Source organism: Hamadaea sp., from assembly GCF_013362815.1.
Taxonomy (GTDB): Bacteria; Actinomycetota; Actinomycetes; order Mycobacteriales; family Micromonosporaceae; genus Hamadaea.
Genome location: NZ_JABFVK010000006.1, coordinates 95,727 through 119,435 on the forward strand (window position 1 = coordinate 95,727; position 23,709 = coordinate 119,435).

18 protein-coding genes are annotated in these 23,709 nt (G+C 69.3%); 8 read left to right on the forward strand and 10 right to left on the reverse strand.

Annotated elements, in window-relative coordinates; all coding sequences use genetic code 11:
- The first annotated feature begins 140 nt into the window (after positions 1 to 140).
- Together HOV77_RS02995 and HOV77_RS03000 are read left to right on the forward strand one after the other, a co-directional pair.
- A complete protein-coding gene (locus tag HOV77_RS02995; RefSeq protein ID WP_290857197.1) occupies positions 141 to 2,189 on the forward strand; it encodes an MDR family MFS transporter in 2,049 nt (682 codons plus the stop codon).
- Between the two features lie 174 nt (positions 2,190 to 2,363).
- A complete protein-coding gene (locus tag HOV77_RS03000; protein ID WP_275978387.1) occupies positions 2,364 to 2,624 on the forward strand; it encodes a DUF6232 family protein in 261 nt (86 codons plus the stop codon).
- 54 nt (positions 2,625 to 2,678) lie between these two features.
- Here the strand turns inward: HOV77_RS03000 and HOV77_RS03005 are convergent, their stop codons facing one another.
- The 7 genes from HOV77_RS03005 to HOV77_RS03035 all read right to left on the reverse strand — a co-directional run bounded on the left by HOV77_RS03005 (position 2,679) and on the right by HOV77_RS03035 (position 15,119).
- Positions 2,679 to 4,835 carry a ubiquitin-activating E1 FCCH domain-containing protein gene (locus HOV77_RS03005; RefSeq protein WP_290857199.1) on the reverse strand — a complete coding sequence of 719 codons (2,157 nt, stop codon included), beginning with the start codon at positions 4,833 to 4,835 and terminating at the stop codon, positions 2,679 to 2,681.
- A gap of 87 nt (positions 4,836 to 4,922) precedes the next feature.
- Entirely contained in the window at positions 4,923 to 5,849 is a 927-nt protein-coding gene (locus tag HOV77_RS03010) for a carbohydrate ABC transporter permease (RefSeq protein WP_290857200.1), read from the reverse strand.
- Positions 5,846 to 6,769 (reverse strand): ABC transporter permease subunit, encoded by a 924-nt coding sequence (locus HOV77_RS03015; RefSeq protein ID WP_290857201.1) that lies wholly within the window; start codon positions 6,767 to 6,769, stop codon positions 5,846 to 5,848. The genes HOV77_RS03010 and HOV77_RS03015 overlap by 4 nt, the downstream gene beginning before the upstream one ends.
- Before the next feature lie 139 nt (positions 6,770 to 6,908).
- Entirely contained in the window at positions 6,909 to 8,504 is a 1,596-nt protein-coding gene (locus HOV77_RS03020) for an extracellular solute-binding protein (RefSeq protein ID WP_290857202.1), read from the reverse strand.
- Between the two features lie 17 nt (positions 8,505 to 8,521).
- Positions 8,522 to 11,926 carry a hypothetical protein gene (locus HOV77_RS03025; RefSeq protein ID WP_290857203.1) on the reverse strand — a complete coding sequence of 1,135 codons (3,405 nt, stop codon included), beginning with the start codon at positions 11,924 to 11,926 and terminating at the stop codon, positions 8,522 to 8,524.
- Between the two features lie 2 nt (positions 11,927 to 11,928).
- On the reverse strand, positions 11,929 to 13,446 hold the full coding sequence (locus HOV77_RS03030; RefSeq protein WP_290857204.1) for an FAD-dependent oxidoreductase: 1,518 nt from the start codon (positions 13,444 to 13,446) through the stop codon (positions 11,929 to 11,931).
- Positions 13,443 to 15,119 carry an FAD-dependent oxidoreductase gene (locus tag HOV77_RS03035; RefSeq protein ID WP_290857206.1) on the reverse strand — a complete coding sequence of 559 codons (1,677 nt, stop codon included), beginning with the start codon at positions 15,117 to 15,119 and terminating at the stop codon, positions 13,443 to 13,445. Before HOV77_RS03035 ends, HOV77_RS03030 begins: the two co-directional genes overlap by 4 nt.
- A 191-nt stretch (positions 15,120 to 15,310) precedes the next feature.
- Here HOV77_RS03035 and HOV77_RS03040 point away from each other — a divergent pair, with 191 nt between their 5' ends.
- The 3 genes from HOV77_RS03040 (at position 15,311) to HOV77_RS03050 (ending at position 18,627) form a co-directional block, all read left to right on the forward strand.
- Entirely contained in the window at positions 15,311 to 16,903 is a 1,593-nt protein-coding gene (locus HOV77_RS03040) for an FAD-dependent oxidoreductase (RefSeq protein ID WP_290857208.1), read from the forward strand.
- Positions 16,900 to 17,955, forward strand: a complete 1,056-nt coding sequence (locus tag HOV77_RS03045) for a LacI family DNA-binding transcriptional regulator (RefSeq protein WP_290857210.1) — start codon at positions 16,900 to 16,902, stop codon at positions 17,953 to 17,955. The genes HOV77_RS03040 and HOV77_RS03045 overlap by 4 nt, the downstream gene beginning before the upstream one ends.
- A 162-nt stretch (positions 17,956 to 18,117) precedes the next feature.
- Positions 18,118 to 18,627: a hypothetical protein gene (locus tag HOV77_RS03050; RefSeq protein WP_290857212.1), complete on the forward strand. Its 510-nt coding sequence runs from the start codon at positions 18,118 to 18,120 to the stop codon at positions 18,625 to 18,627.
- Positions 18,628 to 18,631: 4 nt separating this feature from the next.
- Here the strand turns inward: HOV77_RS03050 and HOV77_RS03055 are convergent, their stop codons facing one another.
- On the reverse strand, positions 18,632 to 20,296 hold the full coding sequence (locus HOV77_RS03055) for an alpha/beta-hydrolase family protein (protein ID WP_290857214.1): 1,665 nt from the start codon (positions 20,294 to 20,296) through the stop codon (positions 18,632 to 18,634).
- Between the two features lie 112 nt (positions 20,297 to 20,408).
- Here HOV77_RS03055 and HOV77_RS03060 point away from each other — a divergent pair, with 112 nt between their 5' ends.
- Genes HOV77_RS03060 through HOV77_RS03070 form a run of 3 tightly spaced genes read left to right on the forward strand, consistent with a single transcriptional unit; the run spans position 20,409 to position 22,654 of the window.
- On the forward strand, positions 20,409 to 20,705 hold the full coding sequence (locus tag HOV77_RS03060; protein ID WP_290857216.1) for a hypothetical protein: 297 nt from the start codon (positions 20,409 to 20,411) through the stop codon (positions 20,703 to 20,705).
- Between the two features lie 10 nt (positions 20,706 to 20,715).
- Positions 20,716 to 22,260: a hypothetical protein gene (locus tag HOV77_RS03065; RefSeq protein ID WP_290857218.1), complete on the forward strand. Its 1,545-nt coding sequence runs from the start codon at positions 20,716 to 20,718 to the stop codon at positions 22,258 to 22,260.
- Between the two features lie 13 nt (positions 22,261 to 22,273).
- Positions 22,274 to 22,654: a hypothetical protein gene (locus HOV77_RS03070; RefSeq protein WP_290857220.1), complete on the forward strand. Its 381-nt coding sequence runs from the start codon at positions 22,274 to 22,276 to the stop codon at positions 22,652 to 22,654.
- On the opposite strand, the gene HOV77_RS03075 is transcribed toward HOV77_RS03070, so the two are convergent.
- Complete coding sequence (locus tag HOV77_RS03075; RefSeq protein WP_290857222.1) at positions 22,626 to 23,066, reverse strand: protease inhibitor I42 family protein; 441 nt, start codon at positions 23,064 to 23,066, stop codon at positions 22,626 to 22,628. The genes HOV77_RS03070 and HOV77_RS03075 overlap by 29 nt on opposite strands.
- A 79-nt stretch (positions 23,067 to 23,145) precedes the next feature.
- Entirely contained in the window at positions 23,146 to 23,709 is a 564-nt protein-coding gene (locus HOV77_RS03080; protein ID WP_290857225.1) for a TetR/AcrR family transcriptional regulator, read from the reverse strand.

A 23,709-nucleotide genomic window follows, 5' to 3' on the forward strand; every position in this document is an offset into this window, starting at 1 on the left:
CCCTGATCCGCCGCGCTGGCAGCCACGGTCGCGCTGGCAGCCACGGCCGCGCTGGCAGCCACGGTCGTGCGACCGGCGCGCTCCCGGCGGATTCGGACAATCTGCGTACAACGGGGGCATCGACCAGCCATGATCGGAGCATGACGACTGCCACGGCCGATGCCGCCGACGCCATCGAGAGCCCGGCGGCCTCGCTGAGCCCTGGACGGCGGAACGCGATCTTCGTGACGATCGCGCTCGGCATGCTCCTCGCGGCGCTGGACCAGACGATCGTCAGCACCGCGTTGCCGACCATCGTCGGCGACCTCGGCGGCGCGACCCACCTGTCCTGGGTGGTCACCGCGTACATGCTCGCCGAGACCGTGGCGACCGCGATCGTGGGCAAGCTCGGCGATCTGTTCGGCCGACGGCTCATCTTCCAGGTCAGCGTGGTCGTCTTCGTCGTCGCCTCGGCGCTCTGCGGCCTGGCGAACTCGATGATCTGGCTCATCGTCTGGCGGGCGGTCCAAGGTGTCGGCGCGGGCGGTCTGATGGTCACGGCGATGGCGCTGATCGCGGACTACATCCCGCTTCGCGAGCGGGGCAAGTACCAAGGCGCGATGGGCGCGGTCTTCGGCCTGTCCTCGGTCTTCGGCCCGCTGCTCGGCGGGCTGTTCACCGACCACCTGTCTTGGCGCTGGGCGTTCTACGTCAACGTCCCCATCGGCATCATCGTCATGATCGTCTCGTTCACCACAATGCCCAAGATCGCCCGCGGCGTGAAACCGATCATCGACTACCTCGGCATCTTCGTGATCGCGGCCGCGTCCAGCGCTGCCATCCTGCTGACCAGCTGGGGTGGCGTGGAGTACGACTGGAACTCGCCGGTCATCATCGGCCTCGGCATCGCCGCGATCGTCGGCTTCGTCCTCTTCGTCTTCGTCGAGCGCCGGGCGAAGGCGCCCATGCTGCCGATGCGATTGTTCGCCAACCCGGTGTTCACCGTATGCGGAGCGCTGAGCTTCCTCGTCGGCTTCGCGATGTTCGGCGCGCTCACCTATCTGCCGACCTTCATGCAGTTCGTGCAGGGCGTATCGGCGACCGAGTCCGGGCTGCGCATGGTGCCGATGGTCGTCGGTCTGCTGATCACGTCGATCATGTCCGGCACGATCGTGGGACGCACCGGCCGCTACAAGATCTTCCCGATCCTCGGCAACGTCGTGACCGCCCTCGGCCTCTTCCTGCTGTCGACCATGGGCTCCACGTCGTCCGTCTTCGTCGTCTCGCTCTATCTGTTCGTGCTGGGTCTCGGCATCGGGCTGAGCATGCAGGTGCTGACGATCGTCGTGCAGAGCGCCGTCCCGTACGCCGACCTCGGGGTGGCCACCTCCGGGGTGAGCTTCCTGCGTACGCTCGGCAGCGCCTTCGGCGTCGCCGTCTTCGGCACGATCTACAGCAACTCTCTGTCGGACAAGGTCGACTCGGCGGCGACGCAGATCCCGGCCGGCGTAAATCCGCAGCTGCTGTCCACTCCGGAGGGTGTGAACTCGCTGCCGGAGCCGTTCAAGTCCGTCGTCGTCGACGCGTACGCGACCTCGCTCCAGACGGTGTTCCGCTGGGCGGTTCCGATCGCCGTCCTGGCGGTCGTCATCGCCTTGCTGCTCAAGGAGGTCCCGCTTCGCGACACCGCCCGGGCGGCCGCGAGCGACCTGGACGAGGGGTTCGCCACCCCGCGCAGCTCCGACCGCGTACCGATCCTGGAGAAGGCGATCTCCCGGATCTGGCTCGCCAAGGGCCCGGCCGCCGCGCCCGGGATCGTGGCCGCGTCGGGCAGCACGATGGACACCGCACAAGCCTGGTGCGTCGCCCATGTGGCGTTGTTCGACCAGCATCGCGGGGGTGCCCGGATCTCGGCCATCGCGCGCAGCCACGACCTGCCCGACGCGATCTTGGAGCCGAGCGTACGCGGCTGTGCGGAGGCCGGCCTGGTCACGGTCGACGGCGACGACCTGGAGTTGACGACCGTCGGGCGGGCCGAGTTCGACCGGCTCGCCGAAGCGTGGGCGGCCTGGCTGCAGGACGAGGTCGGCGACACCAATGTGGGCAGTGAGATGTCCAACGACGAGTTCCGGGCCGCGCTCCGGTTGGCCGCCCGGGAACTGGTCACCAGCGACCAGCGCGACGAGCTGGCCCTGTCAGGCCGCCGTTGACCTGCGAGAACCCGCATTTGCGCCGCCGGCACGCCTGGCAAACTTTGCCAAGTTCTGCGTCCGCGTCTTCCGACTGACGAGTAACAACAGCACACTCGATGACAAGGGGGAGGACCCATCCAATAGCGATCTTCGCGAGCACTTCCCCTTCATCTCGTCAGTCGAGGAGGGAGAATGCGGACCTTCTATCGAGGCCCCTCGGTGCACGTCAGCGATGAGGTCTTCCTGGTACGCGAGACCGCGGTCAAGGCGTTCTCGATCAACCAGTTGCGCGACGTGTTCGTCGAGATCCACGGGCGGCGCGGCCCGGTCTACGAACTTCGGGCGGTCTACTACGGACAGTTGATCAGCCTGTTCCGGACCACGGATCAGCGGCTGTTCGGGCAGATCAAACGGGCCCTGATCCGGGCGCTGGAGAACAGCGACCGCGTGTGACGTCCCCATTCGAGCCCGGCCGAAGATTCGGCCGGGCTCGAACCATGTGCGGGTTCAGCCGAGGATCTGGTACGCGAACTGCACCTCCAGGTCGCTCGCCGAAGCGGCGTTCAGCACTCGCAACCGCAGGCGCAACGGCGTACCGCTGCCGTCCACAGTGAACGGCGAGGTCAACGCCGTCGTCTGGGTGGTCGTGGTGACGCCGATCGCGTTTCCGCCCGCGCTCTGGGTGTCGGCGTCGAGGCGTACGTCGGCGGAGCCCACGCCGAGCTTCCGGCTCACCTTGACGATCCGAATCCGCTGACCCTCCAGGTAGAGCAGGTTGCCGAAGTCGTACAGGCCGTCGGCGACCGCGCCGCCGACCCGGGCGACCAGGCGGCCGTCGATCTGCTCGACGCCCTTGTTCCCGGTGAACCGGGTTTGCCCGGTGATCGACCCGACGATCGAGTACGGTCCGGCCACGTTGCCGTTCAGGTCGTTGTCGGCGACCAGCACGTCGGGCGAGGCGCTGACGATCCCGTAGTCCTGCCGGTTGATGCCGTCGGCCAGCCCGCCGATCGCGTTGCCGACCACGACGACGCGGGTGGCCGCCGACCGGATGTTGATCCCGGTTCCGTGCCGATAGGTGCTGCCGCCTCCGGCGTACGCGTGGGTGAACTGGACCGGGATCTCGAAGGCCGTGGGGCTGACGACGTCGATGGACCACTTGCCGTTGGCCTCGGTTGTGCCCGTGACGTCCAGGACGCTGACCCGGTCGCCGGTCTCCCAGCCGTGCTCGGCGCCGGTGGTGAGCCGGACCTTGCCGCCGCTGCCGGACGAGGCTCCGGTGATCGTCCGGGCGAAGGCCGGATGCGCCGTACGCCCGTTGTTGCCGATGACGCAGCCGGTCACGGTGACCCGGGTGGAGGCGATGTCGAGCCCGTTGTGGCCGCAGCCCCGGACGATACAGCCGGTGAAGGTGGCGGTGCTCGTGAAGCCCTCGGTGATCCGGACGTTGCTGAGTTCGTTGTCGGCGGAGATGTAGACGTTGGCGAACTGGGCCTGCGCGCCGGCCTCGAGCAGCACCGGGTAACCGTGGCCGTTCTCGAAGCCGCCGCCTTCGAAGTAGAGGAACTTCGGGTAGGAGCCGCCGGTGGTGTTCTTCAGCCAGATGCCGTGCCGGCCGAAGAGGACGGCGACGGCGAAGAACTTGATCGACCCGCCGAGCCCGTCGATCACGATGTTGTCGACGCCGGTGTTCGCCGGTCCGGCCGCGATGCCGCACTGCACGAACTCGATCGGGTCGGCCCGCGAGGTGTCGCCGACCCCATTGAGCAGGATGACGTACTGCCCGTTGAACCCGTTCCAGACGCAGTTGCGGAACCGGATCGTGTTGCACGAACGCAGCGTCATGCCGTTGTAGCCGTCCTTGAACCGGACGTTGATGAACGACACCATGTAGTTGCGGTCAGTGCCGGCCGCCTCGGTCGCCACCAGGCTGCCGCCGGTCAGGCCGGAGCCGCGGACGACGAGGTCCCGCATCCCTCCACCATGGACGTTCTTGAGCCGGAAGCCGTCGGCGTTCCCGGTCGCCACCACGTACTGCGTCGAGTAGTCGTCGACGTCGGTGGCTCCGGCTCCCTGGAACAGGATCGGAATGGAGGTGATCTCGATCGTCGACTCCAGGCGTACCTTGCCGGGGCCGGTCTCGATGATGCCTCCGGTGGGCAGGGCGGCCACCGCCGCGCGTACCTTCGGCGAGTCGTCGACGTCGCCGACCCCGGTCCAACCGAACCAGGCCAGGTCGATCCGGGCCTCGACGGGGCGCTTCCAGCGTCCGGTCGCCACACCGGTCGGTGCGATGACGGTGCCGCCGTTGTCGGCCTCGGTCGCGTCGGCGTCCCAGTAGAAGAGGCCGCCGCCGACCCCGGGCCGGTCGGCGGCGTAGCCGACCAGGTGTACCTGCTGGCCGTCGACGGTTCCGGGGTTCGTCCGCAGTTCGTCGACGCTGCCGTAGCCGTCACCGGCGTCGAGCTTCTTGGGCGGCCCGGCCTGGGCGATCCCGGGCAGGGCCTGGCTGCCGGCCAACGCGGCCCCGGCGAAGCCGAGCGCGGCGAGCGCCTGCCGGCGTCCGGTCCGGCGGGTTCCCGTAGGCTCCGGGGTGAGCATGGCCGCCTCGGCGGCGGCGAAGGCGTCAGCGGCAGGCGAGCCGGCTGGGGAGCGGTCGTGCATCAAAGCCTCCTGAAGGTGAGCAGGCGGCAGCGCGGCGGGACGACTGAGCCCGGCCGGGTGCGGCTGCGAAGGATGGAGTGAGCGGGGTCAGCCCTTGACGGCTCCGACGACCACGCCCTTGGCGAAGTGCTTCTGCAGGAACGGGTAGACCAGGCAGATGGGAACGAGCGAGACGACCAGGATCGCCATCTGCAGGGACTGCTGTGGCGGGACGACCTCCCCCGGCAGGTCCGTCCCGATGGCCGTGTTGTCCACGACGTAGGTGCGCAGTACGAGGCTCAACGGCCACTTGTCGGGGTCGTTGATGTAGAGCAGCGCGTTGAAGAACGCGCTCCAGTAGGCCACCGCCTGGAACAGGCCCACGACCGCCAGCACGGCCTTGGACAGCGGCAGCATGATCCGGGTGAGGATCTGCAGCTCACCGGCACCGTCGATGCGAGCGGCGTCGATGATCTCGCGCGGCACCTCCATGAAGAAGGCGCGCACGATGATGACCTGGAAGGCGGAGACGACGGGCGGCAGGATCAGCGCCCACCAGGAGTCGATCAGGCCGAGCTGTTTGATGAGCAGGTAGTTCGGGATCATGCCGGCGTTGAACAGCATCGTGATCAGCACCAGCATGAGCAGCGGGCGGTGGCCGAAGCTGCCCGGCCGGGACAGCGAGTACGCCAGCAACGCGACGACCGCCATCGACAACAGCGATCCCACCAGCGTGATCCCGATGGATACGAGGGTGGCCCGGGTGACCGCGCCACCCCGGAAGATCGCCGCGTACGCGTCGAAGGACGGATGCGATGGCCACAGGACGTAACCGCCGGCCTTCGTGATCTGATCCTGGTCGGCCAGCGACGTCGAGATGACCCCGATGAACGGGATCGCCACGGCGGCGCAGCAGATGAGCAGCACGATTCCCTTGAGCGCCCGGACGACCGGGTTGGGCGCGGGCGCGCCGTTGACCAGCTTCGGCTTGTTCGCCGTACGCCGGACGCTCCGGGACCGGGAAGCCAGAGTCACCATCGTGAGTAGATCCCTCTCTCCCCGAACAGGTGCGCGACCTTGTTGGCGATGAGCACGAGTGCCAATCCGACCACGCCCTTGACCAGCCCGACCGCGGCGGCCATGCCGAAGTTGCCGTCGAGAATGCCGCGGTTGTAGACGTAGGTGTCGAGCACCTCGGAGACGTCTTGCCCCACGGCGGCCTGTTGCAGATAGATCTGCTCGAAGCCGACCGAGAGGACGTCGCCGAGACGCAGGATGAGCAGCAGCACGACCACCGACCGGATGGCCGGGAGGGTCACGTGCCACAGCTGCCGGAGCCGGCCGCCGCCGTCCACGGCGACCGCCTCGAACAGTTCGGTGTCGACGCGGGAGATCGCGGCGAGGAAGATGATCGTGCCCCAGCCGACGTCCTTCCAGATCGCCTGACTGGTGATCAGCGGCAGGAACAAGTCGGAGTTGCCGATGATGTGGAGCAGCGGCAGGTCGTGTACGCGGGCCCAGGTGTTGTAGAGCCCGGCGTTGCCGAGCATCTGCTGGAACAGCGCGACCACGATCACCCAGGACATGAAGTGCGGCAGGTAGAGCACCGACTGCACGACCCGCTTGATCTTCTCCGAGAGCAAGCTGTTGAGCAGCAGCGCCAGCGCGATCGGGATGGGGAAGACCACCACGACCTGGATCAGCGAGATGATCAAGGTGTTGCTCAGGGCGTTGAGGAAGGCCGGGTCGCCTTCGTAGATCACGCGGAAGTTCGTGAAGCCGACCCAGGGCGCTTCCCAGATCGTCAGGTAGGGCCGGTAGTCCTTGAACGCGATGACGTTCCCGGCCAGCGGCACGTAGTGGAACAGCACCACCAGCAGAAGGCCGGGCAGGCCCAGCATCAGCAGGAACCAGTCCCGCCGCAACCGTCGCCACGGACTCGCGGGTGCCGCCATGTCACACTCCTGTTCTCGCTCGCCTGTCCTAACCGGCCGACCCTCGCTGGCCGACGCTCACCGGCCGACTCTCACCGGCAGCGTTGATCATGAACCTAGGGGCGCCGACACGCCGTCGGGCGGGACCCTAGGTTCATGATCAACTCGACACGGCCTTCTCGTACTCGGCTCGGGCGGCGTCGCCGCCGGCCTTCTTCCACGCGGCCACCGCCTCGTCCCAGTACGCCGCGGGTTTGCGGCCGGAGACGATGTCGAGTTCGGCGGCGTCGATGATCTTGCTCATCTCGCCGGCCTTGTCCACCGCCGTCGCCGAGTAGAGACCGTCGGCCGGGCTGCGCAGCATCGTCGGGACGACCTTCTCCTGATACGCCCGCTGAGCGTCCACCCGCGCCTTGTCGCCGGGACCGAGGACGGGCGGCGCGTCGATCACGTACTCCAGGGGCAGCTTGACCTCGACCTTGCCCTTGTCGGTCAGCACCGGCTTGCCGTTCTGCATCGTGTAGTGCGTGCCCTCGATGCCGAACTTGCGGAACATGTACTCCGTCGTCCCGAGCGGGGCGGCCAGCCAGTCGCAGATCTTCAGCAGCTGCTTGATCCGGGCCTTGTCGCCCTTCTTGACCGCGGTGATCGCGAACGCCGCAGCGCCGGCCGGGTGCTGGGCGATGCCGCCGCCCTCGGCCTTCGGGGCCGGCATCGCGCCGATCTCCGCCGCCTTGTACGCGGCCGCCATGGTGTCCCAGGCGGCGTACCCGTCACCGTGGAGCGCGATCGTGCCGTTGCCGAACAGGTCGCGTACCTGCAGTTTCCCGCCGAGGCTGTCCGGGTGGAACAACCCCTTCTTGTACAGCTCGGCCGTGCGAGCGACCGCCTCCTTGCGCTGCTCCGTCTCGAACTCGGAGACGAACTTGCCGCCCTCGGCCTTCCAGGTGTTGGGCACGCCCAGCATGGTTCCGACGAAGACGATGACGCGCTTGATGCCGCCGAACGCCCATCGGTTCGCCTTGGCGTCGGTCAGCCCCTCGGCCAGCGTGACGAACTCGGCATAGCTGGCCGGAGCGTTGTTCAGGCTCCGAGCCCGGATGAGGTCGTTGCGCGAGAAGAAGATCGTCCCGGCGATGCCGCGCGGGATCGGCACGCCGTAGATGCCGCCCCCGTACGCCGTCGGCAGCCAGGCGTCCCTGGGGATGTTGGCCAGGAACGGGTAGTCCTTGACCGCCGAACCCGAGACGAACTCGCTGAGGTCGGCGCACATCCGGGTCAGCACGTCGGCCCGGTGGGCGAGCTTCGAAGAGATCAGCGTCAGGTCGGGCAGCTGGCCACCGGCGATGATGGTGGACAGCTTGCTGAGGTAGTCGGCCGACGGCGTCATCGTGATGTCGAGGGTCGCCCCAAGCCGGTTGTTCACCTCCTGCCAGTACGCGTTCGACCCCGCGCTCGGCGGCACCGGGTTGAACATGTTGGTCAGGACGGTCACGTTCCCGAGGCCCTCACCGGGCTTGCTCGTGAACGCGGTCGCCAGGTTCGCCGGGTACTCGTAGAAGCCGGCCATCACGCCGTCGGCGGTGGCGGGCAGATCCGGCTTGACCAGGGTCGCCGGGGCGTACTCGGGGAAGGTGACGCTGCCCGCGCCACCGGTGGTCGGGGTGGTCGAGGTGCCGCAGGCGGCGAGCAGGCCGGACCCGGCGACTGCGGCGGCCGCGCCGCCCGTCAAAGTCAGGAATCTGCGTCTGGTCAATGCGCTATTTGCCATGATCAATCCTTCGGGGAGTCCGTCGGGACGGGATGCAGGATCAGCGAGACGACCCGCCACGGTCCGATGTCGACGGTCGGGAGACCGCCGTCGTCGCGGGGCAACGGGCCGATCTCGCGTTCGTCGGCGGTGCACAAGGTGACGTCTCCGGCCACCGGCAGCACGACGCGTACTGCCCGGCCGGCGAGGTCTTGCAGGCGCAGCAGCAGTCCGTCACCGGTCCGCGGCTGGGCGACGGTGGCGTGCACCGTCTCCGGCAGGTCCAGGTCCAGCAGCGATCCGGTGTCCGGCAACGGCCGCGGATCGACGTCGAACTTGTCCAGCCAGGTGATTTCGGTGGCGGTGGCGGCCGCGCGTACCTCCCGGCCGAAGCGCCCGGCCGCCACCGGGTCGAACGCCGGCAGGGGCGTGAAGGCGTACCGGAGGGTCAGGGTTCCGTCCTGCTCCGGCGGGGTGTTCGTCGGCCAGTAGTTGTTGAGGACCCAGGAGAACACGCTGGACCCCGGCCGGAACCGCTCTCGCCATTCGCCGCGGACGATGTCGCCCACGGTGAACAGCGGCGCGTCCGCCGAACTCCACGCGATCGCCGGGCCGCCCCCTTCGGACACCACGACCGCATGCTGCGTGGTGAACCAGTCGTGGCACGCGCCCGGCGCGGTGTCGGCGGCCGGATCGATCCAGCCCTGCTGCCGGTCGTAGCGCAGCACGGGATCGGTTGCCGCGAACGGAAACGCCACGTACACCGACTCCTTGGCCAGCACGCGTACCTTGTCGACCTCGACCGTCACGTCCACCCGGTCGGAGTCGTCGCGCAGCAGCACGTCGACCTCGACCCGGGGCAGGCTCGGTCCACTCCCGACGGTGCGCAGCCGCCAGCCGTCGTAGGTGCGGCGCAGCCCGATCGGCCGCATCTCAGCCGCGGTCACGGTGAGCTCCGGCGGGTCCGCCTTCGGACGACGGCCGAACAGCGTGCTGCGCGGCGCGGGCTCGTGCCTATGCGGCTCGCCCGAATGTTCAGGCTGATCACCGCGGGTCAGCGACACCGGGCCGTTGAGCGCGTACAAGACCTGGCCGAGCGTCCACTCACGACTGTCCAGCAGCTCCCGCCCGCTCGCGCGGTGGCGCAGGCCCCGGATCGCCCCGGTCGCGGGGTCGAAGGCCACCTCCCACCGCGCGGTGGTCAAGCTCGCGGGCACGGTCTGCCACTCGTCTCGGCCCGCGGCCGGCTGCCCGGTGGATCCGTCTTCCTCGCCAGGCGTGAGGGTACGCCCAACGCCGAGCCCGATTGCCCGATAGCCGAAGGGGGGCACCCCGGGAACGGTGACGCGCACTCGTTTGAGGCCGTTGCAGTCCGCCATCACCTCGCCGGGAAGACCGTCCGGGCTGCCGTGCAGGGTCTCCAGCTCGACGTCGACGTCGCGCGCCCAGCCGAGCGGGTTGTGCACGAGCAACGTCGGCCCGGCCGTGCTGACGAGCTCGCCGAGCTGGCTGAGCGCCCGGCGAGTCTCGTCCGTCGCCACCCGGTACGCCGAATGCACCTGATGCCGCTTCCAGTCGAGCTGGTCGCCGACCTGGTGGCCGTGCGGATGCGCGTTGCCGTGTGCCCACGTCCAGGTGTGCTCGCAGCCGTAGAGCGCGCCTTCCCAGGCGGCGTCCAGGGCGGCGCGATGCGGCCGGTAGCCGGGTTCGGCGAGGCTCACCAGCGCGGCGAGCCCTTCCGCGGCGGGCAGGGTGGACTGCGTACGCCGATGCTCGGCGGCGACGGCGGCTCCGGTGCCGACGCCGTCCTCCCAGTAGGAGCCGCCGTCGCCGCGCCAGACGGGCAGCCGATCCGCCAATGGGCGTACGGCGTCGAGGTAGCCCGCCATCGTCGACACCACCAGCCGCGGGTACGCGTACCGCTCGTTCCAGCGGGCGGCGAACCCGGCGTCGCCGTCGCCGAGATCCTCGTTGTCGGCGTGCGTGCCGATGACGGCCAGGTCGGCCGGGAGGTAGTCGGGCCGGTCATACCGGGCGAGGAGGCGGCAGAACGCGTGCGCTCCCCCGGCGACGGTCTGCGGGTCGCCCACCATGAACCGCAGCTGCGAGTAGGTGTCGGAGAAGTGGGTCAGGACCTGGGAGCCGTCCACGCCTTCCCACATCACCGGGCTGGCCAGGTGCTGGGCGTCGCTGTCGGCGTTGCCGCCCCGGTGGTGGTTCTCGATTCCGACGAAGGCGTCGAGGCCGAGCGCCCGCAGCATCGACGGGAGCGCCGCCGAATACGACGGAACGTCGGTGAGGTTGGCGTACTCGATCGGGATCGCATGCTCTTCCCGCAGGCGCGCCGCCGCGTACGCCGCCCGGTAGACCTCTTCGAGGCTGGCGATGCCGGACAGGAACAAGCTGTGGAAGGCGTTGACCGACAGCCGGCCCGACCGCAGCGCCGCGAGCACCTGCTCCGAGCGCTTCGCCGACCGGGTCGCGAGGTACTCCCCCACGATCAGCGAGCCGTCGACCGAGAAGGCGAAGCCGGGGTCGCCGGGATGAGCCGCGAGCGCGTCGAGCGCCCGATCGAGGTTGCGGCTGTGCAGCTCCAGCACCTTGCCCTGCACGTCGGTGTAGCCGACATCGAGGTGCACGTGCGGAATCAGGTGCAACGTCCACTTACGAGCAGGACGCAGCTCGAACGTCTGCGCAGGTCCACTATCGACGGTGACCGTCGCAGTCACCGGCTCGGTGAACTCCGGCACTGGGAACCGTACGCGGACGTCACCGAAATCGCGGTCACCCCGCTGCAGGCTGACCGGATACGTCTGCTGCTCCAGGCGTACCAGTGCTTGGGCGGCACTGGACTGGGCCGGAACCGAGACGGTCAGCTCTACCAGGACAGAGCCGTCGTGCAGGTAGAGCGGGGTGGCGGCGAGCGCGACGTCCGGTGTGGCCGGACGGTCCGCAGGCCGGAGGGTGATCTCGTGCCATACGACGCCGCTGCCGAAGTGGTGGCCGAACTGCTCGCGATGACGCGGGCGAGGGCCTTGCTCAGGCGTGATCGGACCGGTCGCCGCGGCTTCGTCGAGCGTGGTCGTGATCGATATCGAGTGATCACCCGGGCCGAGCCAGGCGGCGGGCAGCCACACGTCGAGCGTCACGTCTCCCGCGATGGGGCCGTGCCGATAGGTTTCCGAGCGGTCCTCCCGGCGCACAGCGGGATGGAAGAACCCGCGATGCGCGCCGTCGACCACGATGGACAGATCGGGGCAGGGACCGTGACCCGCCGCGAACTCCAGACGCAGTACGCACCCCTCGGCCGGCACCGGCTCTCCGATGTGGAACCCGAGCTCGACGGTGTGCGGCTGCCAGCCGGATGACGCGTCGAGTGGACCCGGCTGGAAGGCCGGATCGGGCCGGGCGAGCGTGATCGGCCGCACGGCTACTCCAGCCCGGGGAGGGTCAGAACGCTGCCGTGCTCCCGCAAGGCCGCCGCCAGCTGGGGATAGTCGTAGTCCTGCACGGCGCGCCCGGTGCCCAGCGATTGCGCGGCCAGTTCGCCCGCGGCCTCGCCGAGCATGCCGTAGTTGGGCTCCATGCGCGGTGAGCTGTAGCCGACGTGGCTGGCCGAGAAGCACAGCGGGACCGCGATGTTCTCGACGCCTCCGCGTGCGGGGAACAGCACTTCGGCGGGGATCTGGTAGAGATCGACCGGCGGGTTGCTCTCGGTGCCGGACAGCGTGCCTTCGCCCACGATGGTGTCGTCGCCCTCGGCGTAGTACTGGACGATGTGGCTGTCCATTCCGTACTTCCAGCAGCAGACCGGCGTCGCCTTGGTGTTGCCCGGCTTCAGCAGGTCGTGCTGGGTCAGCACGTGCGCGCCCCGGAGCCGGCGGGCCTCACGGATGTAGAGCGCGTGCGGGAAGCCCGTCCCGTGTGGACTGTCCACGAACTCGTCGGGCGGCAGGCCGAACGTGCGGGTGTCGGCCCGGAAGCTCGCCGGCAGCGACGGGTCGTTGGCCAGCCAGTAGAGCATCCCCTGATGCCAGCGGACGTGTTCGGCGATTACCTCGTCCCGCCGCGCCCAGGTGCCGTCCGGGTAGTCCCACGACGCGCCGGGCAGGTCGAACCCGATGAACAGCGCCTGGTTGGTCTGGTACTTGCCGTTCGGCAGCAACGCCGTGTGGGTCACGATGTCGGACAGGCCCTTGACTCCACGCTGTTCCAGGAGCTGTCCGAGGTACGCGTAGAGCTTCGGGTCGTAGTCCGCGGGTTTCGGGAAAGGCAGCCGGTCGGCATTGGTCGAGAGCACGCCCCGGAAGTTGTAGGCCTGCGTCTTCTCGTCCGCCTCGCCCGCCTGCTGCGGCGGGACCGGCTTGACCGGATAGAGATCGGTGGGCCGGAAGCTGCGCCGCCGGTACGCCTGCACGGGCTGGAAGCCGGCGAGCGGCTCGCCGTACTTCTCGTGCCCTTCCCGCCCGTACGCGTACGGCACACCGGCCGCCGCCATCAGGTCGCCCTCGTAGGAGGCGTCGATGAAGAACCGCGCCCGGATGCCCTTCACCCGCTCGATCCGGCCGCCTCGAACATCTACATCGGACGGACCGTGGATGCGTTCGCCGGTGAGCACCGTCGCGCCGGCGTCGTTGATGAGATCCCAAGCGACCTGTTCGGCCACCTTCGGCTCGAACCGGTACGCCGCCTCGTCGAGCCCGTACGCCCGCCCGATGCCCTCGAAGAAGCGGGTGAGGGTGAGCCCGGCCAACGCCTCGATCACGTTGGGGCAGTCCGACTTGACCAGGCCGCCCGCGACGATGCCGCCGACGTGCCGGGTCGGCTCCAGAATGACGGTGCGATAGCCGCGCATTCGCAAGCGCAGCGCCGCCATGATTCCGGCGAGGGTAGCGCCGTAGACGACGACGTCGGTCGGCTGGTGCTGAGTCATCGGATCGTCGGTCATGATGTGACCTTCACGCGGCGTTCGGGCATGGCCAGGACCGGCGTGGAGTTCTTCGACGCCTGCGAGGGGCGGGTTCGGCGTACCTCGTCGGGCCAGGCGATCGGGATGCCGAGCGTCTCCGACAGCAGACTCTGGTAATCCTCGGTGAGCCGGGGCGAGTCGGCCACCGCGTGCGGCTCGGTGCCCTGCCGCAGGCAGTACGCCGCCAGCGCCCCGACCGCCTCGCCGATGCTCCACTCCACAGGGTGCAGGCGATAGCAGCCGTTGGTGATGTGCGTGGTCCCGATGTTCTTGCAGGCCGGCAGGAGGTTGCGCAGGCGTACCGGGATCAGCGCGCCCAGCGGGATCTGGAACGGGTAGCACTCCAGGTTCACGTAGTTCACGCCGGCAGTGCTCGGATGCAGGTCGATGTTGTAATGCCCGACGCCGACCGCGTCCGCGAACACCTCCGAGCCGCTGTCCGTTGGCCGGTCCACCACGGCGACATGCTGCTCCAGCACGGTGAACCGGGCCTTGATCCGGCGCGACTCCCGGATGTAGACGTACTTCGCGAGGCCGTCGTCGGTGCCCGTGAGATCGGGGCGCAGCTTCAGCCCGGGGTAGCCGTGGCCGCCGTCGTGCCGGGGCGCCTCGGTCTGCATCCAGTGCAGATAGGACAGGGAGAGTTCCTTGCACCGCTGAAGCGCCCGGGCCCGGGCGGCATCGTCGACGCCCGGGCCGATCAGGGGCGCTTCCCAATAGTCGATGTTGGGCCAGTTCACCAGCGTGATGTCGGTGTCGACGAGGTCACGGCGGAACTGGCTGCGCGCCCGGATGCGCCGGAAGTGCCAGAGGTCCGGCAGGCGTACGCCGTCGAGGTCGCCCTCGAAGATCCGGTTCTCCTTGCCCGCGTTCGTGTGGATGTCGATTTTGAACCAGGACAACTGCGGTCCCGGCCAGAACGGGTCGACGTGGGTCTTCCAGTGGTCGTAGGAGGCCGGCTTGTCGATGACGTGGTCCTCGCCCGGCCGGTACTCCAGCGGGAAGGTCCAGGTGATGGACTGCTGATCGGTCCAGTCCGGCTCGGGCGCGGCGAACGGCTCCCCGGTCTGGTCCTGCGACTCCGCGCCGATGACGTGCTCGACCCCGGCCAGCTCCAGCAGGTCGCCCAGCTCGGTGGCGTCCGCGACGAGCTTCGCGGTCACGGTGCGTTGCTTTCCGGTCACCTCGTCGCGCAGAGTCACCGCCTTGATACTGTCGCCGTCCGTGTCAGCGCTGACCGGAACGTGGCGGTACAGGATCGTGATCCGCCCGGCCGACACGTAGCCGGCGAGCATCTCGTCGATGACGGCCACGCCCACGCGGGGTTCGTGGCAGAGCCGGCTCACGTTGCCCAGGCCCGGGTTGAGCGTCGGATCCGCCGCCGCCTCGGGCAGCAGCGGGTAGTTGCGGCGATAGTAGTCGCGAACGCGTTCGCGCAGCTCACGGTACCCAGGCGAGATGTAGTCCGTCTCGATCCAGGGGTGCTCGTCGGACGGCACCGCCTGCGCGGTGAGCTGCCCGCCGAGCCAGTCGGTCTCCTCGGTCAGGACGACGCGGCGGCCCAGCCGCGCGGCGGTCAACGCCGCGGCGACGCCGCCCAAGCCTCCGCCGACCACCAGGAGGTCGGTCTCCAGCTCGGTCGCCATGCTCATGCCGGTGTCCCCTAACTTGCTAATATATTGGCGGCCACCAGGCTCGCCCAAGATTGCGGCTACGTTACATCGCTTTGTCGCGGTGCTGTCAAGACGTTGGTACGCAGCAACTTCGGGCACGATTCGGTTGCGCAGAATTAGCAAATATTAGCTATGTACAGCGCTCGGATCGGGATGTTAGAAATCCGGGCATGACTTCGCCGCTTCCCGGACTGCGCTATCACCTTCCGGCCGCCGTCACGTCTCGCGTGACGTCCGCGGACGTCGTGGTGTACGGCGCGACCTCGGGCGGCGTGACGGCGGCCGTCCGGGCGGCCCGCGACGGGCGCTCGGTGACCCTGCTCGCCTTCGACGATCACGTGGGCGGCCTCAGCAGCGGCGGACTCGGCGAGACGGACGTCGGGCGGGCATCCACTGTGGGCGGTCTGGCCCAGGCGTTCTACCGGGCGGTCGGGGCGGCGTACGGAGTCCCCGATGTGCACTGGCGAGTGGAGTCGCACGTCGCCGAGTCGATCTTCGTTCACTGGCTGGCCGACGCGGGTGTCACGGTGCTCCACCGGCAGCACCTCAGCGGCGTCGCCATGTCCGGGTCGTCGCTGGCCGAGATCCGCACCGACGACGGCGGACGCCACCAGGCCAAGGTTTTCGTCGACGCCTCCTACGAGGGCGACCTGATGGCGGCGGCCGGGGTGTCGCACGCCATCGGCCGGGAGGCGTCGGCGGTCTATGGGGAGCCGCTCGCCGGTGTGCAGCCCAGCTCCAGCCACCAGTTCACCGTCCCGGTCGATCCGTACGTCGTCCCCGGTCGGCCCGCCTCCGGCTTGCTCCCGGGGGTGTCCGCCGACGCGTACGGGACGATCGGCGACGGCGACGAACGGGTGCAGGCGTACAACTTCCGGCTGCACGTGACCGACGCGGCCGGCCGTCTGCCCTATCCCGAGCCCGACGGCTACGATCCCGGCCGATACGAGCTGCTCCGGCGCTACGTCGAGGCGGGTGTCTTCGAGCTCTACGGGCGGACGACACGCGTACACGGCGACGTGTTCGACATGAACAACCACGGCGCGTTCTCGTCCGACCACATCGGAGCAAACTATGCGTGGCCGTCAGCCGTGTCGTTGTCGGCCGCGTCCTCCCTGGACGAGCAAGCAGCCGCCGCCGCAACCGGGTACGCCTTACGCGAGGAGATCTTCGCCGATCATGTCCGCTATCAAGCCGGTCTCCTGCACTACCTGTGCTTCTCTCGCTCCCTGCCGTCCGCCGTCCGTTCCGCTGCGCAGGCCTATGGGCTTGCGCCCGGCGAGTTCGGCGAGACGTCGCTTTGGCCGCATCAGCTCTACATCCGGGAGGCTCGCCGGATGGTGTCCGACTACGTGATCACGCAGCACGACGCGGCATCGTTGTCGGGAGTGGACGATCCGGTCGCGCTCGCCTCTTACGTGATGGACTCGCACAACGCCAAACGAGTCGTGGTCGACGGCCGTCCGGTCAACGAGGGGAACGTCCAGCAGCCACTGGCCGCACCGATGGGGGTACCCTATCGCGCGCTCGTCCCGCGTACCGGGGAGTGTTCGAACCTGCTGGTGGCGTCGGCGATCTCGGCCTCCCATGTCGCCTTCGCCTCCGTGCGCATGGAACCCGTCTTCATGATGCTCGGCGAGGCGGCCGGGTGTGCCGCCGGACTGGCCGCGGCCACCGGTTCCGGCGTACGCGACGTCGACTATGAGACCCTGCGCAAGGAGTTGCTCGCCGGTGGGGCGATCCTGTCGGGAGGAGTCCGGTGAACGGAGAACGCGGCATGATCCGGCAGGCCGACATCGCGCGCGAGGCGGGTGTCTCGCAGTCCACTGTGTCCCAAGTGCTGCGGGGGGCCGGCGACCTGAGCCGGATCTCCGTCGAGACCCAGCGCCGGGTGCTGTCGGCCGCCAAGCGGCTGCGCTACTCGACCAGCCCGCAGCAGCGTACGGCGGTCGAGAAACGGCATGCTCCCCCGCTGCTGGGCGTGCATACCTTCGAACCGATCTTCCCGACCAGCGCCGGGGACTACTACTTCGAGTTCCTCCAGGGCATCGAGGAGCAGGCCGGTGTCGAAGGCTGCAACCTGGTGCTCTTCACCGCCGCGCGCGACGAGGCCGGCGTACGCCGGATCTATCGCGGTGACGTCAACGGGCTCGGCCAGGCGGCCGGCAGCCTGATCCTCGGCCACCGGGCCCACCAGGACGACCTCGCCCGGCTCGCCGCCGACGGGCATCCCTTCGTCTACATCGGACACCGCGAGGTGCCCGGGTTCGAGATCAGCTACGTCGGCGGCGACTACCGCTCGGCCACCGGCCGCATCGTGGACGATCTGGTGGCGCTCGGCCACCGCACCTTCGCGTACCTCGGCGAATCGGTCCGCTACGAACCGCAGGCCGATCGCTGGGAAGGCTTCTCCACCGCGCTCGACCGCTTCGGACTCACCGTGCCGGTGCCTGCGTACACCCAGCCGGAGGAGTTGTCCGCCCAATGGCTGGACAGTGCGCTGGCTGCGGGGACGACGGTGGTTCTCGTCGAATCGGTCAGTCTGCTGCGCGTACTGCACGCCATCATCGGGCTGCGGGGGCTGTCCGTCCCCGACGACGTGTCCATCGTGCTGCTCGTCGACGACACCAGCGGACCCGGGGCCACCGCCTCCATGCACGTTCCCCGGAACGCGATGGGACGCCGGGCCGTACGCCTGTTGACCACGCTGCTCAACGACCCCGCCGGGGATTACGAGCGGCAGATCCTGCTGCCCTGTACGCACACGCTCGAGCCTTCGGTCGCCCCGCCCCGCTCCCTTTCCGCGCGATCATGAACTACTGGGCATGATCGATCGGCGTGTCGCGGCCTCAACGCCCTGATCGACTCCCCAACGCCCTGATCAACTCGCCCGATGATCAGGCGGAGCGCCGCCAGAACTGGCGCGGGGCGTACCCGTCTCGGAGCCAGGCGTGCGTCATCCGGGGAGGATAGCGAGGTGGACTACTACGTGATCAACGGGACCGACCTGCACGTCGAGGAGTTCGTGCTGGCCGACGACCATACGGCGGTCGCGATCGACACCACCTCCACCGAGGCCGCCCTGCGCATACGCCGGGAGCCGAGGCTGGCCCGGGCGATCTCCCGCGCGGAGGCGACGGCGCTGGGCCCGGTTCCGGGGACGCTGCCGTTCCGCCACTTCCTGCCTTCGGCGCCGCTGGTGCTGTCCGACGCGGAACCCTTGTACCGCATGCTTTTCGCCGGTCGGCCGTCCTCTATGGAGGACCTGGGTCAAGCCTGGGATCTGGAGCCGTCGGACGAACCTAACGTCGTCGGGGTGGCCCGGCGTACGGGGGCGGAGTGGCGGTTGCGGGACGTCGGCCCGGGCGTCGCCTGGGCCGTCGACCTGTCCGCGTCACCCGAGGTGGCGGGCCGGCTGCTGGCGGACATCCGGTCGACCGCCCGTCGAGCCGGCCTCATCCCGGTGACGGTGGAGCGATTTCGATAGACGTTCACTCGGGCCGGACGATCGAGTCGAGCAGCGTACGCAGTCGTGCGGTGTCCGCCGCCGTCCAGCCGTCCGGTGGAACGAGCGCCGCCCAGCCGTCGGCGACGCCGGAGCCGTAGAGGTGCCCGTGTCCCGGGGGCACTTCGTTGGCGAAGGCCAGGTCCAGCGTCGTCTGCCAGAACGTGATGCCGGGGTACCACCGCATCCGCGCCGGCACGTCCGGGCCCCGGGGACCCTTCAGCCAGGCAGGCGGCCGGATGAGCAGCTCCGGGCTGAACCACACGACGGGGTCCGAGGAGTTCTGGAGGTACACGACCTTCGGGCGTACCGGGGCGAGCGGCGTACGCAGATCCTCCGCCTCGTCGGCGAACCGCACCACGGACCCGTCGCGGTAGACCGGGTCCCACACGGGCGTGCCCGGATCGCGATGCCGCACGAGGTCGCCCCAGATCGGGTTGGCGAACGGCGGGCCGACCAGCAGTGCGCCGTCCGTGCCGGCGGCGAGCGCGTCGAGACTCCCGTACGCCGACTCGATCCCGTACGCGCCGAGGCTCTCCCCGAAGACGACGAGCTTGGGCCGGGTCTGCTCGGGGAGCGCCGACCACCGGTCGTGCACCGCCGTGACCAGCTCTTTGGTGGTCTGCCGGACCTTCTCCTGGTCGACGACGAACGACAGCCAGCTCGGCAGGTAGGAGTACTGCATGGAGACCAGCGCAGTGTTACCGCCGTGCATGTACTCCAGAGCGTCGGTGACGTTCTCGTCGACCCAGCCGGTGCCGGTTGCGATGACGATGCCGAGCACCGCCCGGGTGAAGGCCTTCGTCCGGTCCAGTTCCTGAAGCGCGAGCTGGGCGCGCTCGTGGGCGGTGGCCGCGGAGTCGAGCCCGACGTAGACCCGGATGGGATCGACCGCGGGCGCGCCGGTGAACGCGGAGATCTGTTGCCGGGTCGGCGCGGTCCCGATGAACGACCGGCCCTGTTTGCCCAGCGCGTCCCAGGCGACGAAGGAGTTCGTGCCACCCGAGCGCAGCCCGGACAACGGGCGGGTGACGCCGGGCGCGGTCTCGCCGTTGGTGAGCGACGCCGCCTGGCTGATCGCGTTGACGGTGCCGTCGAGGAGGAAGTTCTGCACGATGCCGACCGAGGCGTACGCGACGACGAGGCAGCCCGCCGCGACCGCGATCGGCCGGGGAATCCAGCGTCCGAGCAGGCGGGTGAGGAACCGGGTGAACAGCCGGACCACGCGCGCCAGCAACAGCAGTACGCCGAACGTGGCCACCCCGACCCCGACGATCCCGAGGATGTGGTGGACGCGGACGGGCTCCATGTCGAGCCGTTGCCGGAGCGTCTGCTGCCAGCGGGCGCCCAGCCAGAGGAACACGCCGAGGGCCACCGGCCCGGCGACGGCCAGTACGCGCCAGACCACCAGCGCCGGGACAGGTGGCGGACGCCGCCAGCACAGCCGGGCGATCCCGCCGACGGTCGCTCCGACGGCGTACCCGGTGGCGGCAGTGAGGCCGCAGGCGACCCCTTGCAGGGCCCACGGCCTGGGCAGAAGCGATGGCGTGAGCGCAAGGCAGGCGAAGAGCAGGGCCAGCGCGGTGCCCGTCAGCCCCAGCGTCCGCCGGATGACCCGGGGGCGCGAGGGCGTCTGTTGATCACCGCTCATCCTGATCATGCTAAGTGGTCTAGACTGGTTCTACTGGACAAAGTGGCCGCCATCACTGCAACTCGCATTTCTTCTAGTGACTCGCCCGCCGAAGTGCGGTACTTTGTCGCCCGTGACGCAGACCGTGATCGCCCGGGGCGATCAGCTCCGGGCCGCCGCCAAGGAACTCCGCGAAGACGTGGGACCGGGACTCAAAGCGGCGCAGGAGAAGATCCGGGACGACGCCACCGAGGCGGGCTTCGGGCCGACCGCGGCCCCGGCCGCGCAACAGTTCCTGAGCGCGTGGCGAGCCGAGCTCAAGGCCGTCCTCGACGCGATCGAGCAGCTCTCGGGCTCGCTGGACGAGGCCGCCGCCGGATACGACGCCGCCGACAAGGCGTCCGCCAACCGCGTCCACAATCTCCGGTGACGGCGCACCCATGAGCGAGCGGGAGACGGCGGCCAAGCTCGGCGGCCTCAAGAACGACATCCACTCGAGTTACGGGTTCTGGGGCGCGGACGACCTCGAGGACGCCGTCGGCGACGCGCTGGGCGTGGCGGGCCCGCCGGGGCAGCCCGGCACGATCTCCTCTACATCGGACGCCGTTCGCAACGCCCATGTCGACGTCGACAAGGCGCTCACCGTCGTCCAGAAGCTCCGCAAGGCCAAACTGCCCGACGCCTGGAGCGGTGAGGCGCACGTCGCCGCCGACTGCGCGCTGCAAGCGCTCGAGCGAGAGCTGGAGCGGATCGGCGACGCCTTCTACGAGGCGCGCAACGTGTTCGCCGATCATGCGCAGAGCCTCGGCGAAGCCCAGAAGACCGACTCGAACGGGATGGGCCCGCTGGAGAGCGCCCGCGACAAGCTGCGCGGCCACACCGGCTGGTTCAACTACGACGGCGACGCCGTGAAGACGGCCCACCACGAGGCGATGGCCGGCATCGACGACCGCAGCAAGGCCGCCGACCAGGCTCGCGACGCCGCCGAACGGGCCGAGAAGCTGCTGGGTGACCTGGCCGGGGCGGCCCGGCTGTCGCACCTGGCCGGCTCGGGTCTCGATGCGGTCAGCGAACTCGCGATCGCCGACGCGGGCGGCAGCGGGGACGCCGACGAGCTCATCCTCACGCCGCTCATGGCCGACCGCGCACGCCAGGCGATCGACAAACTGTCCCCGGAGGACCGGCAGAAACTCGACGCCCTGCTGGCGGGGGCCAAGTCGGCCGACGAGCAGGCGTACATCCTCAAGGCGATGGCCGCCGGTTACCCCATGGACAAGGTGACCGAGTTCGACAAGCTCATCCACGACCACGGCGACGACCCGCAATGGCTGCACGAGCACCTCGCGCCGCTCGACGTGAGCGACTCCTCGAACGACCCACGCGGCCAGCACACCGACACCACGACCATGGGCCGGGAATGGACCCAGGGCCAGTATCCGACCTGCGTCGCCTCCTCCAACGTCATGGCCCGCAGCCAGGTCGACCCGTTGTACGCGCTCCAGCTGACCACGGGCGGGCATCCCGGCGATCCGGCGTACGACAATCCCGACGCCTTCGCCCAGCGGCTGCGCGACGAGCAGGATCGGGTCTACGACGACGGCCGTAGCTGGACGCAGAATCTGCCGCTCGTCGGCTCGGACGGGATGACTTCGGGGCAGTCGGAGTCCATCGCGAACGAGAACATCGCGCCGCATACCGGCGTCGAGTACGACAACCACGACCTCGACAACGCCGACGACCGCCGGGACGCCTTGCGGCAAGCCGAGCAGGCCGTCGACCAGGGCGTACCGGTCCCGTTCGCGTCCCGCGACGACACGGGCGGCCATGAGATGCTGATCGTAGGCCACGACGGCGACATGGTGCAGATCTACAACCCGTGGGGCTACACCGTCTGGGTGAACGAGGACGACTTCATCAACGGGCACATGGAAGCCGTGCAGCAGGGCGTTCCCACGACCCCGGCCACCATCCGGCTGCCGAAGTAAGGACGACTGACCCATGCCCCGCGGCCACGAAACCCGCACCGACGCCGAGCTCTCCAGCCTCGACGTGCCCGCCCTGCTGCGCTCCGGCCTGCCACAGGATCCCAAGTTGTACGCCGAGGGCGCGATCGCGGCGGCGCTGGCCGCCGACCGGTTGGGTGTGCTGCCCCGGTCGATCACGTACTTGGCCGAGATCGTCCGGCGCGGCGGTCTCGACTACGCCCGTACGCTGCCCGAGCCGCTGCCGGAGCCGGAGCAGGCCGAGCTCGCGAAGTCCTGGCTGGCGGCTGCGGCCGACGTACGCTGGGCCGACGCGTTCGAAGGCGGCGACGCGACGGCGAAGTGGCTTGACGCGGTCGCGGTGATTCTCAGCGCTCGACGGTCACCGACCAGCTGACCGTCGACGACGCCGCCCGTCTCCGGTCGGTGTCGCAGCCCTGGAAGCAGTTCTTGAGCGTGATGGTGGTGGTTCCGGTCGCCTTCGCCTCGAAGGTGATCAACCGCTGCCCCTTCCCGCCGCCGTCGGCCGGGCCGAAGACGCGGTCGGACAGGCTGTCGGCGATCAGCGTCGAGCCGACCTGCTCGGCGATCGCCGGATCGTTGACCTCGGCGGTCCAGTAATCGCCCACCGACGCGCCCCGATCGCGGACGACCAGGGTGAACCTCGACCCTTCGGAGACGGTCAGCGTCGGCCGGCTTGCGTCGAAGCGGTCGCCATAGGTCACCTTGCGATAGACGGCGACGCCGCCGATCACCGCGCCCACCAGCACTACCACCGCCACCAGGGACCACACGAGCCAGCGTCGCATCGGGGCACTATATCTTGCCGCCGATCGCCTTGCGGTGCCCGCGAATCACCGCTGGCCAGCCCCTCCGGGAGACAGGAATTCAGGGGCGCAGTCCGGCCAGCACGAAGTCGGCCAGCTCGTCGGCGATCTCGACGGCCTTCTTCGGCCCGTCCGGGCGGAACCAGGTCGGCATCGAGGTGTTCACCCCGAAGATCGCCCAGGAGATCACCTCCGGTGACGCGTACGCCGCGAAGACGCCGGCCTCCTGCGCGTCCCGGATGATCCCGCGAACGGTGTCCTGATAGCGCCGCCACTCGGCCCGGAGGGTCTGCCAGCGTTCCTCGTCGAGGCGGGAGGCCTCCCGCGAGAAGACCGCCACAGCGCGGGAGTTCTCCGAGGTCGTCTCGGCCAGCGACCGGATGATCTCCCGGAGCGTCGTGGCCGGATCGGCTCCCCGGGCGACGATGGCGTCCAGCCGGGCGAGCTGGTCGGTGAGCAGCGAGTGGTAGATCTCGAAAAGCAGGTCTTCCTTGGCGGCGAAGTAGTGGTAGAGCGCGCCTTTGGTCACTCCGGCCCGGGTCACGACCTGTTGCACCGAGGTGGCGTCGTACCCGTTCGCCGCGAACAACTCCACCGCGCAGGCGAGAATGCGTTCGCGGACCAT

Bases quoted from the DNA above. Each gene is read 5' to 3' on its own strand.
- HOV77_RS02995 (WP_290857197.1), top strand. From the start codon at position 141: ATGACGACTGCCACGGCCGATGCCGCCGACGCCATCGAGAGCCCGGCG.
- HOV77_RS03000 (WP_275978387.1), top strand. From the start codon at position 2,364: ATGCGGACCTTCTATCGAGGCCCCTCGGTGCACGTCAGCGATGAGGTC.
- HOV77_RS03005 (WP_290857199.1), bottom strand. From the start codon at position 4,835: ATGCACGACCGCTCCCCAGCCGGCTCGCCTGCCGCTGACGCCTTCGCC.
- HOV77_RS03015 (WP_290857201.1), bottom strand. From the start codon at position 6,769: ATGGCGGCACCCGCGAGTCCGTGGCGACGGTTGCGGCGGGACTGGTTC.
- HOV77_RS03030 (WP_290857204.1), bottom strand. From the start codon at position 13,446: ATGACCGACGATCCGATGACTCAGCACCAGCCGACCGACGTCGTCGTC.
- HOV77_RS03035 (WP_290857206.1), bottom strand. From the start codon at position 15,119: ATGAGCATGGCGACCGAGCTGGAGACCGACCTCCTGGTGGTCGGCGGA.
- HOV77_RS03040 (WP_290857208.1), top strand. From the start codon at position 15,311: ATGACTTCGCCGCTTCCCGGACTGCGCTATCACCTTCCGGCCGCCGTC.
- HOV77_RS03055 (WP_290857214.1), bottom strand. From the start codon at position 20,296: ATGAGCGGTGATCAACAGACGCCCTCGCGCCCCCGGGTCATCCGGCGG.
- HOV77_RS03065 (WP_290857218.1), top strand. From the start codon at position 20,716: ATGAGCGAGCGGGAGACGGCGGCCAAGCTCGGCGGCCTCAAGAACGAC.
- HOV77_RS03070 (WP_290857220.1), top strand. From the start codon at position 22,274: ATGCCCCGCGGCCACGAAACCCGCACCGACGCCGAGCTCTCCAGCCTC.
- HOV77_RS03075 (WP_290857222.1), bottom strand. From the start codon at position 23,066: ATGCGACGCTGGCTCGTGTGGTCCCTGGTGGCGGTGGTAGTGCTGGTG.
- HOV77_RS03080 (WP_290857225.1), bottom strand. From the start codon at position 23,709: ATGGTCCGCGAACGCATTCTCGCCTGCGCGGTGGAGTTGTTCGCGGCG.